The organism is Olleya sp. KKT75, assembly GCF_055635485.1.
The window spans coordinates 2,326,344-2,342,579 of the sequence record NZ_CM145759.1 but is presented as its reverse complement, the minus strand read 5'-3'; the positions used below and the strand labels follow the sequence as shown (position 1 = coordinate 2,342,579).

Annotated in this window: 21 protein-coding genes; 18 read left to right on the top strand and 3 right to left on the bottom strand. The window is 31.4% G+C overall.

The annotated features are described in order from the left end of the window. The first annotated feature begins 84 nt into the window (after nucleotides 1-84). From ACZ2G2_RS10480 to ACZ2G2_RS10395, 18 genes are all read left to right on the top strand, one after another. Entirely contained in the window at nucleotides 85-987 is a 903-nt protein-coding gene (locus ACZ2G2_RS10480; RefSeq protein WP_470392052.1) for an alpha/beta hydrolase family protein, read from the top strand. 474 nt (nucleotides 988-1,461) lie between these two features. Further along, complete coding sequence (locus ACZ2G2_RS10475; RefSeq protein ID WP_470392051.1) at nucleotides 1,462-1,713, top strand: hypothetical protein; 252 nt, start codon at nucleotides 1,462-1,464, stop codon at nucleotides 1,711-1,713. 182 nt (nucleotides 1,714-1,895) lie between these two features. Further along, nucleotides 1,896-2,054, top strand: coding sequence for a hypothetical protein (locus ACZ2G2_RS10470; RefSeq protein WP_470392050.1), 159 nt, complete (start codon nucleotides 1,896-1,898; stop codon nucleotides 2,052-2,054). Nucleotides 2,055-2,168: 114 nt separating this feature from the next. Beyond that, entirely contained in the window at nucleotides 2,169-2,306 is a 138-nt protein-coding gene (locus ACZ2G2_RS10465; RefSeq protein ID WP_470392049.1) for a hypothetical protein, read from the top strand. A 139-nt stretch (nucleotides 2,307-2,445) separates the two neighbouring features. Continuing rightward, a complete protein-coding gene (locus tag ACZ2G2_RS10460; protein ID WP_245741126.1) occupies nucleotides 2,446-3,162 on the top strand; it encodes a hypothetical protein in 717 nt (238 codons plus the stop codon). 185 nt (nucleotides 3,163-3,347) lie between these two features. Continuing rightward, the gene (locus ACZ2G2_RS10455; protein WP_470392048.1) at nucleotides 3,348-3,647 is read left to right on the top strand and encodes a hypothetical protein; all 300 of its coding nucleotides are present in this window, start codon (nucleotides 3,348-3,350) and stop codon (nucleotides 3,645-3,647) included. Between the two features lie 257 nt (nucleotides 3,648-3,904). Beyond that, a complete protein-coding gene (locus ACZ2G2_RS10450) occupies nucleotides 3,905-4,645 on the top strand; it encodes a phytanoyl-CoA dioxygenase family protein (RefSeq protein WP_470392047.1) in 741 nt (246 codons plus the stop codon). A gap of 142 nt (nucleotides 4,646-4,787) precedes the next feature. Further along, complete coding sequence (locus ACZ2G2_RS10445; protein WP_101203222.1) at nucleotides 4,788-5,384, top strand: hypothetical protein; 597 nt, start codon at nucleotides 4,788-4,790, stop codon at nucleotides 5,382-5,384. Nucleotides 5,385-5,538: 154 nt separating this feature from the next. Continuing rightward, nucleotides 5,539-5,742, top strand: coding sequence for a hypothetical protein (locus ACZ2G2_RS10440; protein WP_470392046.1), 204 nt, complete (start codon nucleotides 5,539-5,541; stop codon nucleotides 5,740-5,742). A 141-nt stretch (nucleotides 5,743-5,883) separates the two neighbouring features. Then, nucleotides 5,884-6,627 carry a hypothetical protein gene (locus tag ACZ2G2_RS10435; RefSeq protein ID WP_470392045.1) on the top strand — a complete coding sequence of 248 codons (744 nt, stop codon included), beginning with the start codon at nucleotides 5,884-5,886 and terminating at the stop codon, nucleotides 6,625-6,627. 579 nt (nucleotides 6,628-7,206) lie between these two features. Continuing rightward, nucleotides 7,207-7,449: a hypothetical protein gene (locus ACZ2G2_RS10430; protein ID WP_470392044.1), complete on the top strand. Its 243-nt coding sequence runs from the start codon at nucleotides 7,207-7,209 to the stop codon at nucleotides 7,447-7,449. Nucleotides 7,450-7,751: 302 nt separating this feature from the next. Further along, nucleotides 7,752-8,516, top strand: coding sequence for a ParA family protein (locus tag ACZ2G2_RS10425; RefSeq protein ID WP_470392043.1), 765 nt, complete (start codon nucleotides 7,752-7,754; stop codon nucleotides 8,514-8,516). Nucleotides 8,517-8,519: 3 nt separating this feature from the next. Next, nucleotides 8,520-9,428 carry a ParB/RepB/Spo0J family partition protein gene (locus tag ACZ2G2_RS10420; protein ID WP_090839868.1) on the top strand — a complete coding sequence of 303 codons (909 nt, stop codon included), beginning with the start codon at nucleotides 8,520-8,522 and terminating at the stop codon, nucleotides 9,426-9,428. Further along, the gene (locus tag ACZ2G2_RS10415) at nucleotides 9,418-10,065 is read left to right on the top strand and encodes a DUF5683 domain-containing protein (protein WP_281847078.1); all 648 of its coding nucleotides are present in this window, start codon (nucleotides 9,418-9,420) and stop codon (nucleotides 10,063-10,065) included. Before ACZ2G2_RS10420 ends, ACZ2G2_RS10415 begins: the two co-directional genes overlap by 11 nt. A gap of 7 nt (nucleotides 10,066-10,072) precedes the next feature. Then, nucleotides 10,073-10,774, top strand: a complete 702-nt coding sequence (gene dapB / locus ACZ2G2_RS10410) for a 4-hydroxy-tetrahydrodipicolinate reductase (RefSeq protein WP_470392042.1) — start codon at nucleotides 10,073-10,075, stop codon at nucleotides 10,772-10,774. A 63-nt stretch (nucleotides 10,775-10,837) separates the two neighbouring features. Then, entirely contained in the window at nucleotides 10,838-12,523 is a 1,686-nt protein-coding gene (gene lepB / locus ACZ2G2_RS10405; protein WP_470392041.1) for a signal peptidase I, read from the top strand. Between the two features lie 56 nt (nucleotides 12,524-12,579). Further along, complete coding sequence (locus ACZ2G2_RS10400; protein ID WP_470392040.1) at nucleotides 12,580-13,197, top strand: WbqC family protein; 618 nt, start codon at nucleotides 12,580-12,582, stop codon at nucleotides 13,195-13,197. Next, nucleotides 13,198-13,506 carry a DUF6122 family protein gene (locus ACZ2G2_RS10395; protein ID WP_090839880.1) on the top strand — a complete coding sequence of 103 codons (309 nt, stop codon included), beginning with the start codon at nucleotides 13,198-13,200 and terminating at the stop codon, nucleotides 13,504-13,506. 1 nt (nucleotide 13,507) lies between these two features. Here the strand turns inward: ACZ2G2_RS10395 and ACZ2G2_RS10390 are convergent, their stop codons facing one another. From ACZ2G2_RS10390 to ACZ2G2_RS10380, 3 genes are read right to left on the bottom strand one after another with little or no spacing between them, the layout of a single operon-like run. Continuing rightward, on the bottom strand, nucleotides 13,508-14,524 hold the full coding sequence (locus tag ACZ2G2_RS10390) for an endonuclease/exonuclease/phosphatase family protein (protein ID WP_101203229.1): 1,017 nt from the start codon (nucleotides 14,522-14,524) through the stop codon (nucleotides 13,508-13,510). A 14-nt stretch (nucleotides 14,525-14,538) separates the two neighbouring features. Continuing rightward, nucleotides 14,539-15,405 carry a rhomboid family intramembrane serine protease gene (locus ACZ2G2_RS10385; protein WP_470392039.1) on the bottom strand — a complete coding sequence of 289 codons (867 nt, stop codon included), beginning with the start codon at nucleotides 15,403-15,405 and terminating at the stop codon, nucleotides 14,539-14,541. Continuing rightward, the gene (locus ACZ2G2_RS10380; protein ID WP_090839885.1) at nucleotides 15,406-16,233 is read right to left on the bottom strand and encodes a rhomboid family intramembrane serine protease; all 828 of its coding nucleotides are present in this window, start codon (nucleotides 16,231-16,233) and stop codon (nucleotides 15,406-15,408) included. It abuts the gene before it with no gap. Nucleotides 16,234-16,236 lie beyond the last annotated feature (3 nt).

The window sequence follows — 16,236 nt, the reverse complement described above, 5'->3', positions numbered from 1 at the left end:
TATTTGTGTTTTATTTGCTAACTTAGTCACTTAAACCCCAACCAACCTTACAAAATTCCGTTACCTGTATAATTTAATATCCCTATGAACAGAGTTATAACAACTATCTTTTTTTTACTATTTATAAGTTTTGGATTTGCTCAAAACGGAAAATTACTCTCGAAAAAATTGGTTGATATTTCCAAAACACCAATTTGGGATAGGATTTCCCAAGACAATGAATTGAAACCAAATTTTGAACATTTAAACAACTTGGATTTCTATTTCATTACTTACCAAAGTGATAGCCTGAAAGTTCGAGGTTTATTAATTGAACCTAAAAGTCAAGGAAAATATCCAGTTGTGATTTTTAATCGTGGTGGAAACCGAGATTTTGGAAGATTAACAGTTGCCACAATGATAATGTACACTTCAAAATTAGCAGAACAAGGTTATGTGATAATCGGAAGTAATTATCGAGAAAAAGATGAATTTGGAGGTACTGAAATTAATGACGTTCTGAATTTGACCGAAACAGTAAAAGACATTGAAAAAGCAAACTCGAATTGTATTGGAATGTTTGGCTGGTCGAGAGGCGGAATGATGACTTATTTGTCTCTTCAGAAATCGGACAAAATAAAAACAGCTATTGTCGGAAATGGAGCTTCTGATTTATTTGATACAACTGAATTCAGACCGAAAATGGAAACGAATGTATTTGCAGAGTGCATTCCTGAATATTGGAAAAATAAAGAATCGGAATTAAAAAAACGTTCGGTAATTTATTGGACAGACGAATTAGATAAAAATAGTAGTCTTTTAATATTATGTGGAACTAACGACAAACGAGTGAACCCAAAACAAGCTGAAAAGATAGCGACCAAATTAAAAGAAATCCAATATGACTTTGAGTTAAGGAAATTTGAGACTGACCATTATTTTACAGAATATAAAATAGAATTAAACGAAATGGTAATTGAATGGTTTGACAAACGATTGAAAAAATAAAAACTACAGGTAACACCGTGTATAATTAATTGCTTGGTCACTGCCGACTTACGAACATTCCTGCGGAATATTCTATCTGTGATTTATTTATTAATTTAGTTGACTTAACAACGCATACTAAGTCATGCACAAGCACGTTAGGTGCAAATACCAATCAGAACTCAAAATGAACGACAAATTAATCGGACATAAATTCAAATTAGTTAATTCTGAAAAAACAGGAATTACACTTGAATTGAATAGTTGGAGTACTGAAAATTTCATTGAAAAATACTCAGTAAGTTTCGACAATGAGAAAATAATTGAGCGAATAAAAGCAGAAAATATTTCTTTCGGAGAAAAGTTTCAAAGATTGACTTTTTTAATCGTCTAATAAGAGATATTCAATCTGAAGACGAAAAAACAAAAGAGTTTGCTTCCTAAATTCTTTGTAATTTTCTTGAATTTGATATTTCTGATTTTGAACTAAAAACCTTGAAAATCGGAATTGAGAAGATAATTGAACAGTTAAAAACCGAAAAGAATATTGACGCTGAACAAAAACTAGCAGAGGGACTTTTTGAATTTATTTATTCTGGAAAATTAAATAATAAAGAGAAATTAGAACTATTGGAAAGATTGACTGAAATTGATTCTTATCAAATATGTCAGTATTTAGATGACGAAGATTATTTGAAAATTCCGAAAGTAAAAAAATACGTTGAAAAGAATAAAACCAGTGGCTAACACCGTGTATAAAAAAATGCTAAATTAGTGCTTAAATAAAGTTAGTTGCGCTTTTGTTTCGTCTGATTTTCCTGCGGAAAATCCTCGCATACAAAAACGCATCTTTTCATACACAAAACCGTGGGCATTCATTGGGCAGAACCGTTAAAAATGAAAAATATGACATTTTAAGACCAATAACAATGACAGTTATTGCAATTGGAAGTTTAAAAAATGCAGAAGATAGAACTGAATTATTAAATGGAAACCTTTGGTTATGGTTTATTCTAATTGTTTTTATTGCAAGTTGGGTTGGTTTTTTTGTTAGGAAAAGTAAAGAAAACAAAAAATTAAATAGTTAATTATAGGAAAAGTAGTTTAAAGTCAGAATTGAAAATTGCATTTAATACAAAACGTTTGACTTTTAGCTCGTTTGCAGAATCGGAAACTGAACTGAAAAACAAAACACGAATTGAATGCGGAATTTAGTAAGTTGCGGAATTTCTCACTCAATCGGAATTGAAAAAGTTTGCGAAAAAATCGCTAACCGAATTCACTCAAACGCTGGAAAAACTGCAAACGGAATTAAGCCGAATAAGAATAAGTCTGAATAAAAATAACGAAATGCCAACACCGTGTATAATTCATTGCTGGTTATAGCCTACTTACAAAAGTCCTCGCGGACTTTCTATCTGTGATTTTTTTGCTAAATTAGTTATTTAAATCACATAATTAACAAAACACAATCACGTTATGCAACTTTTAAAAAATAATATGAATATGAGATTATTACTTTTCATTTCTTCATTGATTTTGATGTCATGTGGCGGAGTTAAAAAAAATATTGTAAAACCTGAAACGTATACAAAAGTAATACCCCAATTGAATGAAATAAAAAATGTAGAAATTGGAAGCCGAGTTATTTATAGAGAAAAAGGTCATCAGTATGATGCTATTAAACTAACAAAAGCATTTACTATCAAACTAGATGACGTTTTTAAAGTAATTGAAGAAGGCAAAATCTTTATCAATCAATATAACACAAATGAATATGATTTTTATAGTAGTTCTACTAATTCAGAATTTGGAGTTGCTATTCCTAAAAGTGATAAAAGTCCATTAATTTACTATAAAAGCGATATTGATGGAATTTACTCAACTGGATTAAGTTATAATGGTCTAACCTTAATAAAACCCAAAGAACAATTAGAATATATTCAAACAAATGTAAGCTCAAAGAATAAAGATTATTTTAAAGAAGAATTTATTTATAATGGTCGTGTTGGTAATGCACATAAATTCATTTATCGAGAATATATAAATGATTATGCAAGACCTGCTTTTACGCAAGAAGTGCAGTATGATTTATCAGAGAATAAAATTATTGGCTTTCGTGGCATGCGTATTGAAATTATTAATGCCTCAAACACAAAAATTGAATACAAAGTTTTAAATTATTTTGAAAAATAAAAACGTTACGAAACTACTTGTATTGTCCATTGCTTGAATCTAGCTGGCTTGTATTTGATAAGTTAGTTGTTTAAACCTCGTAACTAATTTTATATAAGCACCTCGTAAACCATATCACAACAATCATAATTATGGTAAAATTAATAATTAAATAGATTTAATCTTACATATATATAAATTGAAATATGAAACCGAGTACCTTAATAATTAATCAAGCACTAGACAAGAAAAAGTGTATCACATATTTCAATGGACATGATTTCCATTACATCAAAGAAGATAAAAATGTCAGTATATTAAATAAATCAGGCACAACACTTACTATTGAAGGAAGAAATATGCCAATGGAATTAAGTATTCTATTTAGAGATAAAAGCACTGAATTTTCTTTAAAATATGATGTAACAGTATTATTTGACACTGGAGACTTGCAAGAGGAACTTGAGAAACTTACTAGTGGATTAATGCAAGCAGAATTTAATTAGCATAATATCTTGCGCATATGAAACTAACCTGAATTGTTAAACGGGAATTCAAATCGCGTGGTAATTATTGCCAAAATATTCTGTCGAGAAAAGGAAAATAAAAACGGTTTACAAGACCGTGTATAATTAATTGCTGTAGCAAGTGCTGATCTGGAAAATTCCTGCGAAATTCCCTCTAGCTAATTTCATTTTCACAAAATTAGTTGCGTAAATACACCACTAATCATAAACAACAACGTTCTCAACAAGCTTAAAAAATGAACTACGCAAGAAACAAAATAGAACTTGAAGAAAATGGGTTTACCGTTTTAGCTCACTTATATTCGGACAACGAAATAAGTGAAATTTTAGCTTGTATCGAAAATACTGAACAGGACGGGAATTCGTTTATGAAAACAAAGGATTTATTTGCGATTAGACAATTAATCAAAAATGTACCTGAATTAAGTAATTTGTTGTTTAACAAAAAACTGACTGAATTAATTTCTGACCTTTCAGAATCCAAATATTTCTTGACAAAAGCCATTTATTTTGATAAACCAACCGAATCAAATTGGTTTGTTGCTTACCACCAAGATTTGAGCATATCGGTTGATAAAAAAGCAGATTCAAAAAATTATTTGAATTGGACTTTTAAAAAAGGACAACACGCAGTGCAACCACCTATTGAGATTTTACAAGACACAATAACAATTCGAATTCATTTAGACAAAACGAACAAAAATAACGGAGCGTTAAAAGTAATTCCAAAATCTCATTTAAAAGGAATAGTTCGTGCTGACTCTAAAGATTGGAACATAGATAGCGAATTTGTTTGTGAAGTAAAAAAAGGCGGAGCAATGCTAATGAAACCTTTGACATTACATGCTTCAAATAGAACAACAAACGGAAAGAAAAGACGAGTAATACATTTAGAATTTAATAAACATAAATTAACTAAACCGCTGGCTTGGTTGGAACATTTTGAAATAGAAAAGCCTGTTGCCCACTATGTATAAAATTAACATGCTTGTTTTATACGTGTCGCAAAATTCTGTCGATTTTCGCTAATCGTTAGTTATTATTTATTAATTTAGTTACTTAATCACGCATACTAAGTCATGCACAAGCACGTTGTGGTTAATATAAAAAACTCAAACTATGAAAAAAACTTTCCTACTTGTATTTATAATTATAGTTTCTTCTTGTAACCATAATGAAGAAAAACTAACTGCTAAAAAAGAAATTCTAGAAAAAGAAAATGATTCGCTGACTGAATTAATTTCTAAAACAGAAAACAATGTTGGAATGAATTTCACAAAGTTATTGGAACAGGAAACCCAAACTGAATCTGACTCAACTCTGATTCCTGAATACAAAAATCTTTTAGGAGAAAATGAGATATTCGATATTTACATTTGGGATAGAATCCAAACGATTTCGAATTTGAACAGTTACAACCAAATCGTTTCTGAATTTAGCGGTACATATCGTTTAAAACCAATTTATAATGATAAATACGCAGATGTAAATTTGATAAAAATAAAAAACGACAGTTGTTTTTTATTTAAAAACAAAGAACTAATTGTATCGGAAAAATTAAAAATTCGAAATTCTTCCAATAAGAATATTAAGGGAATAATTTATATTAAAAACTTCGGAATGACTTTACACTCTTCTGGATTTGGAACTGGAATATTCCTTAAAGATAGATTTTGTATGGATTGTGAACGTTTAGATTATTATAAAACGAAATAAATACTAACCACAAGACCGTGTATAATTAATGGCTGTAGTAAGTGCTGATCTGTAAAATTCCTACGGAATTCCCTCTAGCTAATTTCATTTTTGCGAAATTAGTTGCGTAAACACACCACTAATCATAAACTAAAACCAATCCAGTACTACGTTAATGAACGCAAAATACGAAAACTTACAGTCTACAATTAAAAGAAAATACAGTTTTAAATACAAGCCTGATTTTAAAGAAACATTCAAAACAGACATTGAAAACAATCAAATAATCCCATTAATTATTGAAGTTTTTGAAAAACTAGAATGGCCTATTGTTTACAGTAACAAAACAACTATTGAAGCCAAAAGAAAAAACGATTAGAATAAATTAACAGAGAAGATAACAGTCACAAAAAACGCATCAGGAAGGATTGAGGTGCATAGCAAAACACTACAAGGCAATTTTATTGATTTTGGAAATAACTCTAAAAGAACCGGTCTTTTTATTGCCCTTTTTAAAAAATTGGCTACAGAATATCAACAGACTGGAAAGTTAGATGAGTTAAAAACCAAATTAGAAAACGAAAATAGTTGGGCAGATTATAAAATACCATCAGAGTTACCTAACCCCAAAGTAACAAGACCACCAAATTTGATGTTAACACTATTAGGCGGAATGATTATTGCCATTTTATTTGGTGTTATCGTTGCCTTTCTAACCGTACATTTCACTTATTTTATCGGAGTTTATGAATTGGGTCTAGGATTAGGCATCGGATATTTATTCAGTCAAGTTTTAAAAAGCACCAACTATTTAGACTTTAGTATCACAAATATTATACTTGGCGCAATAGTGGTTGTAATGTTTATAACCAATCAATTTACGCAATACCAAATAATAATTTCTGAAAACAATTTTACAGGACTTGGCTTTTTTGAGTTTATGCGATTGCGTATAGAAAATGGTTTAAGCATCAAAAGTTTAAATACAGGTTGGATTGGATTGATCTTAAGTTATATTTTTCAGATGGTATTTCCGTTTTTAATAGCGATTAGTCAAATTTATATTTCGTCTTCAAAAACTATAATAGAAAAAATCCCAGAAAAAGTATTGGAGTATGCTATTTACCTTTTTGAAATGGAAAAATCAGAAAGCGAAGTTAGAGCACTATTAGCAGAAAAAGGATGGTCTAAAAAGTCTGATCAAGATGACGTTATCCTAGCTATTATAGAAATTAGCGGATTTAACCAAATGAGACGGGAATAACATTACTTTACAAGCCTTTTGTGCTATTCAATAAAGCGCAGCCAATTTTCTATTCATTTTTTATTTATTAAATTTAATACTTAAAACATACAGCGCAATCATAAATAATACCGCAAGTAATTTGAGAAAATGGCAAAATATTTAACAGACATAAGTATTGAAAGTGAATTTTCGCAAGAATTTTCAAATGGATTTACAAAATTAGACTTTAATAAAACCACCAAAGTTGTTCAAGACATCTTTTAGTATCTAATTCCAAATAAATTCACATTTGACGGCATTGGAAAATTAAATATTAGAATTACATCTAAAATTCCAGATAACACATATAAAGTAACAGCAGTTGGATTTTCTCAATACACTATTGGCGCATTTAATTTTGACAATTATTTTAATTTAAGCCAATACGAAAAAAACAAAGTCATCTTAAAAATACTTCAAAAGGTAATATCTGACACTTTAAAGAACAACACTGAAAAAGCGAAAATTTTACTTACCATTACGCATAAAATAAGTGAGCATGGATTTGTATATGAAACAGAGGATAAAAAACTATCTAAGTGGAATAAGAAACGTGATTTGAGAGTTTCTATAATTTATAGAATTGACCAAAATGGAGAAAATGCACATATTAAACTAGTCAATAAAAGTGGAACTAAAATTTTAGAAAAACATCTATTAAAAAATAGAATTTACGACTTTCATAACAATTTGTATAAAACCAAATGGAATGAAAATGAATTTCAGATAATCAATAGAGATGGAGCATTATTTAAAACATTTGATTTTGGAAAAACTACTAAAAACCCAGCATCTAATTAATTGATAGTTCTAGCCTACATATTAAAATCCGGCTCTATTGTTATATAAATTTAAATAGAACTACAATAATCCCTATTTTCATCTTCATTTACAACACCAATTATAAAGCATTACAAGTCAAACCGTAACGAGACTAACTAAACATAAAAATATAGCATAATAAAGGTTTTAAGATTTGTATCGTTTTGATTTATCCTAATGTTAACAACTAAGGTTTTTATTCCTCATAATTAATTGTATTTTTACGCTGGACTTTTAGCTTTAGTTAAAAGCTAAATTTTCATTAAAATCAATTTAAATTAATGGGTAAAATAATAGCAATTGCCAATCAAAAAGGAGGCGTTGGAAAAACAACAACCTCTGTTAACTTAGCAGCATCACTAGGTGTTTTAGAAAAAAAAGTACTTTTAATTGACGCAGACCCACAAGCTAATGCAACCTCAGGTTTAGGTATAGATGTAGAGACCGTAGAAGTTGGCACCTACCAATTACTAGAGCATACCAATACAGCTAGAGAGGCCATTTTAAAAACAGAAACGCCTAACTTAGATATAATTCCATCGCATATAGATTTAGTTGCTATTGAGATAGAACTTGTAGATAAGGAACAACGCGAATACATGCTTAAAAAAGCATTACAAGAAATTAAAGACGACTACGATTATATATTAATTGACTGTGCACCATCTTTAGGCCTATTAACCTTAAATGCGTTAACTGCTGCAGATGCTGTAATTATACCAATCCAATGCGAGTATTTTGCATTAGAGGGTCTTGGAAAATTACTAAACACAGTAAAAAGTGTACAAAAAATACACAATCCAGATTTAGATATTGAAGGCTTATTACTAACCATGTACGATTCGCGTTTACGCTTATCAAACCAAGTTGTAGAAGAAGTGCAAAAGCATTTTAACGATATGGTTTTTACAACCATTATACAACGTAACGTCAAGTTAAGTGAAGCACCAAGTTATGGAGAAAGCATTATAAATTATGATGCGTCTAGTAAAGGTGCCAGCAATTATTTAAGTTTAGCGAAAGAAATTATTACAAAAAACTCCTAATTTATGGCGAAAGCAGTTAAAAAACAGGCTTTAGGACGCGGACTTTCTGCATTATTGAAAGACCCAGAAAATGATATACAATCTGCAAAGGATAAAAATGCAGACAAAGTAATAGGTAATATTGTAGAGTTGGATTTGGATTCGATTGAAATGAACCCGTTTCAACCACGTACCAATTTTAACGAAGAAACATTACGCGAGTTAGCCTCTTCTATTAAAGAATTAGGTGTTATACAACCTATTACCGTAAGAAAATTAGGATTTGAAGATTACCAATTAGTCTCTGGAGAGCGTCGTTTTCGTGCTTCAAAATTAATTGGATTAAAAACAATCCCTGCTTACATTAGGATTGCGAATGATCAAGAAAGTCTTGAAATGGCTTTGGTGGAAAATATCCAACGTCAAGACTTAGACCCAATTGAAATAGCATTATCATACCAACGTTTAATTGACGAAATCCAGTTAACGCAAGAGCAAATGAGCGAGCGTGTTGGTAAAAAACGTAGTACAATTGCTAACTATTTGCGTTTATTAAAACTAGATCCAATTATCCAAACGGGTATGCGCGATGGTTTTTTATCTATGGGACATGGTCGTGCTATTATAAATATTGAAGATCAAAACGTACAATTAGATATATACGAAACTATTTTAAGCGAAAAATTATCTGTTAGAGACACAGAAACTTTGGTACGTAACTACAACACAACCAAAGAAGTAAAAGTGCCAGCTAAAAAGGAAACAGAAGAATTGCCAAAATATGTTAAAAAAGGGATTAGCTCTTTTTCAGAATACTTTGGGCATAAAATAGACGTTAAAGTATCCAATAATGGTAAAGGGAAAATAACAATTCCGTTCCATTCTGAAGAAGATTTTAACCGTATCAAAAAGCTAGTTGAAGGTGGTAAATAAGCCCTATTTTGTTTGTATTATATTCTGTTTATTTTGTGCATTATCTTTTGCTCAAGAGGAAACTACTGTCAAAAAAACAGATAGTACACAACAAACAGAAGACGTTACTAAAGTATTAAAGCAAAAGAAAAAAAAGAAAGCTGCTAAACCAGTTATCATAGATTCTACTGTATTAAAACCACAAAAAGCTTACGATCCTTTAGCACCGTCTAGAGCTGCATTTTACTCGGCAATATTACCAGGTTTAGGACAAGCTTATAATGGAAAATATTGGAAAATTCCTATTGTATATGCTGCTTTAGGAACAGGTATCTATTTTTACCTTGACAACAACAAACAATACAATCGTGTTAGAGATGCTTACAAAAGACGTTTGGCTGGATTTACGGATGACGAATTTCAAGACAGACTAACTGATGATGCGCTAAGAGAAGCACAAAAAAACTACAGACGTAATAAAGAATTATCCTTACTTGTTACCGTTGGTTTATACGCACTAAACATTATTGATGCCAACGTAGATGCGCATTTATTGCAGTATAACATCAACGACGACTTAAGTTTACGACCGCATTATCAAATTGAAGAATTTGATAATAAAGGACGTGTTGGACTATCTTTAAATTTCCAATTTTAATACACTCATGAAAATCGCTTTACTAGGCTATGGTAAAATGGGTAAAGCAATAGAAACTATTGCTTTACAACGTGGACACACCATAGTAATTAAAACCTCTCGAGACTCAGATTACAATATAAACGATGCAGATGTCGCTATAGATTTTAGCGTACCATCAGCAGCTTATAATAATATTAGCAATTGCCTTAACAATCAAGTGCCTGTAATTTCTGGTACAACGGGTTGGTTAGAGCAATACGACGACATTGTTTCGCTTTGCGAAAAACAAAAAGGAGCCTTTATTTATGCTTCTAACTTTAGTTTAGGGGTTAATATATTTTTTGAATTAAACGAAACTTTAGCCAAAATGATGGCCAAGCTTAACGATTACAAGCTTGATATAGAAGAAATACACCACACCCAAAAACTTGATGCACCAAGTGGTACTGCAATTACTTTAGCAGAAGGTATTATTAAAAACAATTCCGCGTATCAAGATTGGCAATTGGATACTGCCTCAGACAAAAACATTCCGATTATAGCAAAACGTATTCCTGAAGTACCTGGAACACATATTATAAGCTACACCAGTCCGATTGATACTATTAAAATAGAACACGAAGCTCATAATAGAGAAGGTTTTGCTTTAGGTGCTGTGATAGCTGCTGAGTGGTTAGCGGATAAAACGGGTGTATTTACTATGAAAGATGTGTTAAATATTGGGTAACTTTAATAAATTTAACAACATTTGCAACAATCAACTTATCAATAGACAATAATTATTACAACTATGGACGTTACACAGTGGATTATCTTTTTCTTAGTTATTCAATTTTTACATGGATTAGCCACGTGGAAATTATATAAAAAAGCGGATAGACAAGCATGGGAAGCCTTTGTACCTGTTTACAATGCTGTAATATTAATGAAAATTATTAATAGACCTTGGTGGTGGACCATTCTATTATTTTTACCAATAGTAAATCTTATTTTATTCCCTGTTGTTTGGGTTGAGATTGCTAGAAGCTATGGTAAGAATTCGGCATTAGATACATTCCTTGCTATTTTTACCTTCGGATTTTACAGCTTTTATTTAAACTATGTAGCAACGGATGTTACGCATAAAAAAGACAGAGATTTACAACCAAGAACAGAATTAGGAGATTGGGTTAGCTCTATTTTATTTGCTATTGTTGCGGCTACCATTGTACACACGTATATTATACAACCTTTTCTTATACCAAGTTCTTCTTTAGAAAAAACATTATTAGTCGGCGACTTTTTATTGGTAAGCAAACTACATTATGGACCTAGAGCGCCACAAACTACGGTTGCTGTCCCGATGATACATGATGCCATTCCTGGTACAACAACCCCTTCTTATTTTAAATTTCCGCAGTTACCAAAATTCAGATTACCTGCATTTCAAGATATAAAACGTAATGATATTGTTGTGTTTAACTGGCCTGTAGATACTTTAGTAGAAATTAACAAACCATACGGAGCAGTCCGTCATAAACCTATTGACAAAAAAACCAACTACGTAAAGCGTTGTGTTGGATTACCTGGAGATAACCTATCTATTAAAGATGGTTACGTTTATATTGACGGTGTTAAAAATGAATTACCAGACAGAGCTAAGCTTCAATTTTTTAATTTAGTTGAAACTAATACACCTTTAAATCAAGAATTTATTGATCAGTACAAACTTACTGAATGGGGACAAGTAAAAAGTATAAGTACTGCTAGATGGAATGATGACAAAGTTCAAAATTTAGTTAGAGCAAAAGGGTATCAGTTTGAAGTTATAAAACAAGATTCTGTAAAAACAATCCTTTTAGGAAGTGCAGAAAATGAGTTTATGAAAATAATGGGCATGTCCATTGAAAGTAATGCGGTATATGCAAATATGACCGATGACCTAGCGTCTGCGATGCGTAACGATCCTTACGTTAAAGAAATTACTAAACAACTATCTTCTAGCACTACAGAAAACATTTTTCCTAACACACCAGGTTATACTTGGAACAGAGACAACTTTGGTCCTATTTACATTCCTGAAGCGGGTAAGACTGTTGCATTAACTATAGAAAATTTACCACTTTATAAACGTGCCATAACGGTATATGAAGGTAATACACTTAAGGTTAACGGTAACCAAATTTCAATTAACGGAGACGTTGTAGATTCTTATACGTTTAAACAAGATTACTACTGGATGATGGGAGATAACAGACACAACTCTCAGGATGCTAGAATGTGGGGATTTGTTCCTTTTGATCACGTAGTTGGAAAACCTGTTTTTGTATGGATGAGTTATGATACCAATGGAAAAGGTATTAATAAAATACGTTGGGAAAGACTATTTACAACCGTTGGTGGTGAAGGCAAGTTAACGTCTTACTTTATTCCTTTTTTAGTGCTATTAGGACTAATTTTTGGATACAATAAATTTAAAAAACGTAAAAACGCTTAAACAATATATTAGTTAGCATGACTGCGAAACTGAGGGTTTAAACATTCTATTTAAAAATGAACATTCTATTACATCCGACATACTTCCCAAGCATAGCACAATTTGTAGCTATCGCACAAGCGGATAGTGTGACCTTTGAAATGTTTGATAATTTTCAGAAACAAACCTACAGAAACCGTTCTTACATTTATGGTGCTAATGGAAAACTAAAATTAAGTGTCCCAGTAATACACACACACAAAGAGCGCCAACTATACAAAGATGTCAAAATTAGTGATACAGAAAAATGGCAATTAATTCAGTGGAAAAGCTTAGAATCCGCATATAAAACCTCTCCTTTTTTCGAGTTTTATGAAGACGAGCTTAAACCGCTTTTTACAACTCCATCAGCATCTATATTTGATCATAATATCAAATGCTTTCAGGTTGTTTTAGATTGTTTACAGTTAGATGTGCCTGTAAAGTACACGTCTGAGTATGAAAAAGCACCTGTAGGTCTAAAAGACTATAGAGCTTTAGCAAATGCTAGACAAGAGCAACAACTAACATTAGAATCATATACACAAGTTTTTAGTATCAAACACGGTTATATTAGTAACTTAAGTATTTTAGATTTGCTTTTTAATGAAGGGACTAATGCCCTAAGTTATTTAGAAGCGCAACAATTACCTTAAATGATTAGACCATTTTTACACTACGGAATTCACTTTGGTCTACCACTAATAATAGCATTACTATTTTTTAAAGGCACTTGGAAGAAAGCTTATATAATTATGGTTTTAGGGATGCTAATAGATCTTGACCATTTATTAGCCTCACCCATTTTCTCAGCTAACAGATGTAGTATTAACTTCCATCCGTTACATAGCTATTACGCTATAGCAGTATACGTTGCTTTACTTATACCAAAAAAAACCAGATTAGTAGGTCTTGGATTAGTTATTCATATCCTTGCAGATACTACCGATTGTTGGTTAATGTAAATTAGAAAGACACTTTGGTCATGATTGGAAAATGATCAGAATACTCCACATCATAAGTTTTAAAACTATCGACACTGTAAGATTTATCTATTAATAGAAAGTCTATACGCACTGGAAAAAACTTGAAGTTATACGTACGCCCAAAACCGTTACCTTGTTGCTTAAAAGCATCTTTCATGTCTGCTTTAATAGTCTTATAAACGTATGAAAATGCAGAATTATTAAAATCGCCACAGATAATAACCTTGTATGGGCTTTTATTTTTGTGCTCTAAAAATAGTTTGGCTTGACTTTGCTGTAGTTTAAACGTCTCTCCTATTCCGTTTATTAGTTTTTCAGAATTCTCCGTTGTTAAACTTTGCACTCTAGGATCAATACGCAGCGATTGCAAGTGTAAATTATAAATCCTAACCGTATCCTTGCCTTTTACAATATCAGCAAAAATAGCGTTGTTTGCTGTATTAGGAAAAGCAACAGATCCAGAGTTAATAATTGGAAACTGAGAGAAAATAGCCTGTCCCATTTTAATCTTGTTACCCTCTAACTTTTCGTATTTATATTTATAAAACGAAAAATCGACATCGGCTTGTTTATGATACTCTTGAATACTTAAAATTTGCGGGTTTTCTTTTTTAACAAAGTCGACTAACTTTTCAGGAATCCCTTTTTCAGGAATCCAATCATAAAGGTTAAATAAACGCACATTATAGTTCATCACAGATAAACTATCTGTTTCGTCTTCTTCCCAATTAGAAAACTTATATAAAGACCCGAATAAAAAATAACCGATAGAAATTACAACCAAAGACAACATCAGTTGCTTTTTTATTTTAAATAGCCAATACACAAAAAACAAAACATTGAGTAGTATTAGAAAAGGTACGCCTAAACTTAGTACAGATAATGTGGCAAATGTTTTTGGTGGCACATGCGGTAATACGTAAGAAAGCAACAATAAAAAGGCCACAACAGAATTAACGAAGAAGACAACTTTCTCTAAAAATTTTAACTTCTTCATATATTATATCACTACTATTTACCTGCTTTAAATAAAAATTCTTTTTCTTCTTTAGACAAGCTATCATAACCACTTTTACTAATCTTATCTAAAATAATATCTACTTTTTTCTGATTATTAAATTGGTTAAATTCTTCTTTCTTAAATCCAGCCACTTTACTTTTTCTGTGTACTGTTTTCATGTTAGCTTTTTTTATTGTCTTTGTTGCTTTAAATAGAGAAGATACCCAATCCATAAAACGACTAAACCCCTTACCTATATCTTGACCTTTAGCTAATTGATTAGCATATAAAAACCCCAAAGCTGCACCACCTAAATGTGCTAAGTTACCGCCAGCATTACTACCACTTAAAACGTTTAAAACATCCAATCCAATTAAAAACGCACCAATCCACCATAACTTTAAGTTAAAGGTAAAAAACCTAATGTCCTTGTTTGGCATATAAGCACATAAAAATATAAGAATTGCTCTAACACCAGCAGATGCTCCAATTAAATACGCCGGTTGTAAAAAGACTTTAGGTAATAAATTATAACCTAATAAAAAGGCCAATCCACCTGAAATAATACCCATAAAGTAGATATTAAGCGCCATTTTAGGACTAAATAAATTAAGCATGATTCTACCTAAAAAGTAAAGCCATAACATATTAAATAGCATGTGTAACGGATCAAAATGAATAAACCCGTAAGTAATAATTGTCCAAGGTTTATACAAAAAACCTGTAAAATCACTTGGTAAACGTAACCAAACAAATAGCACAGGAACCAAACGTCTAAACAATAAGGCAAACAAAAACACAACAGCATTAATGGCTATAATTTTCTCTAAGACATTAAGTCTAGCGTACTTGTATTTTAGTTGCTCTATCTGATTCATCTATCTATCCCAACGATTTTTATTAAATTGTGTTTTACGCCAGTACCACATAATAACAAACCCCATAATAGCACCACCAACGTGAGCCAAATAAGCAGTATTACTAGGGCTAAAAAAGGACTGTCCTGTAAACGCTGATATAACATCTAAAAGTATAATTCCCGGAATAAAATATTTTGCTTTGATTGGGATTGGTAAAAATAGCATCATAAGCTCAGCATTAGGATTCATCATACCAAAAGCCGCTAAGATTCCCATAATACAACCAGAAGCTCCCACCATTGTACTGTTATTAATTAAAACATTTGTTTCAAATAACGACTGCACAACAGATTGATTAATCAAACTTGCATTAATATTATTTTCAGCCAAATAGGTTGTTAACTGTTGTTGTAACAACTGCCCTGTATACTGATTTCCGTCTAAAATATTAAAATTTATAATATCATTAATTGCTGATTTACTAAGCCCAGATTCAAGTAAACTTTTTAGAGCAGGCAAATAATCCCAATAATAACCTGACAACTGAAACAGTACGGCTGCTAAACCTGCTGAGAAGTATAAAAACAAGAATTTGTTTCGTCCTAAACGCTGTTCTACCGGTCCACCAAACATCCATAACGCAAACATATTAAATAGCAAGTGTGTAAAACCACCATGCATAAACATGTGCGTCACCACTTGCCAAGGTTTAAAAGCATCACTTGCAGGAAAATGCATTGCAAATAAATCATAAAACAAACGTCCGTCTCCAACCGTCATCGTACCAACAAACATTAGTACGTTTATGATAATTAAATGCTTAACTGTATCTGTTATTCTCATCATAAC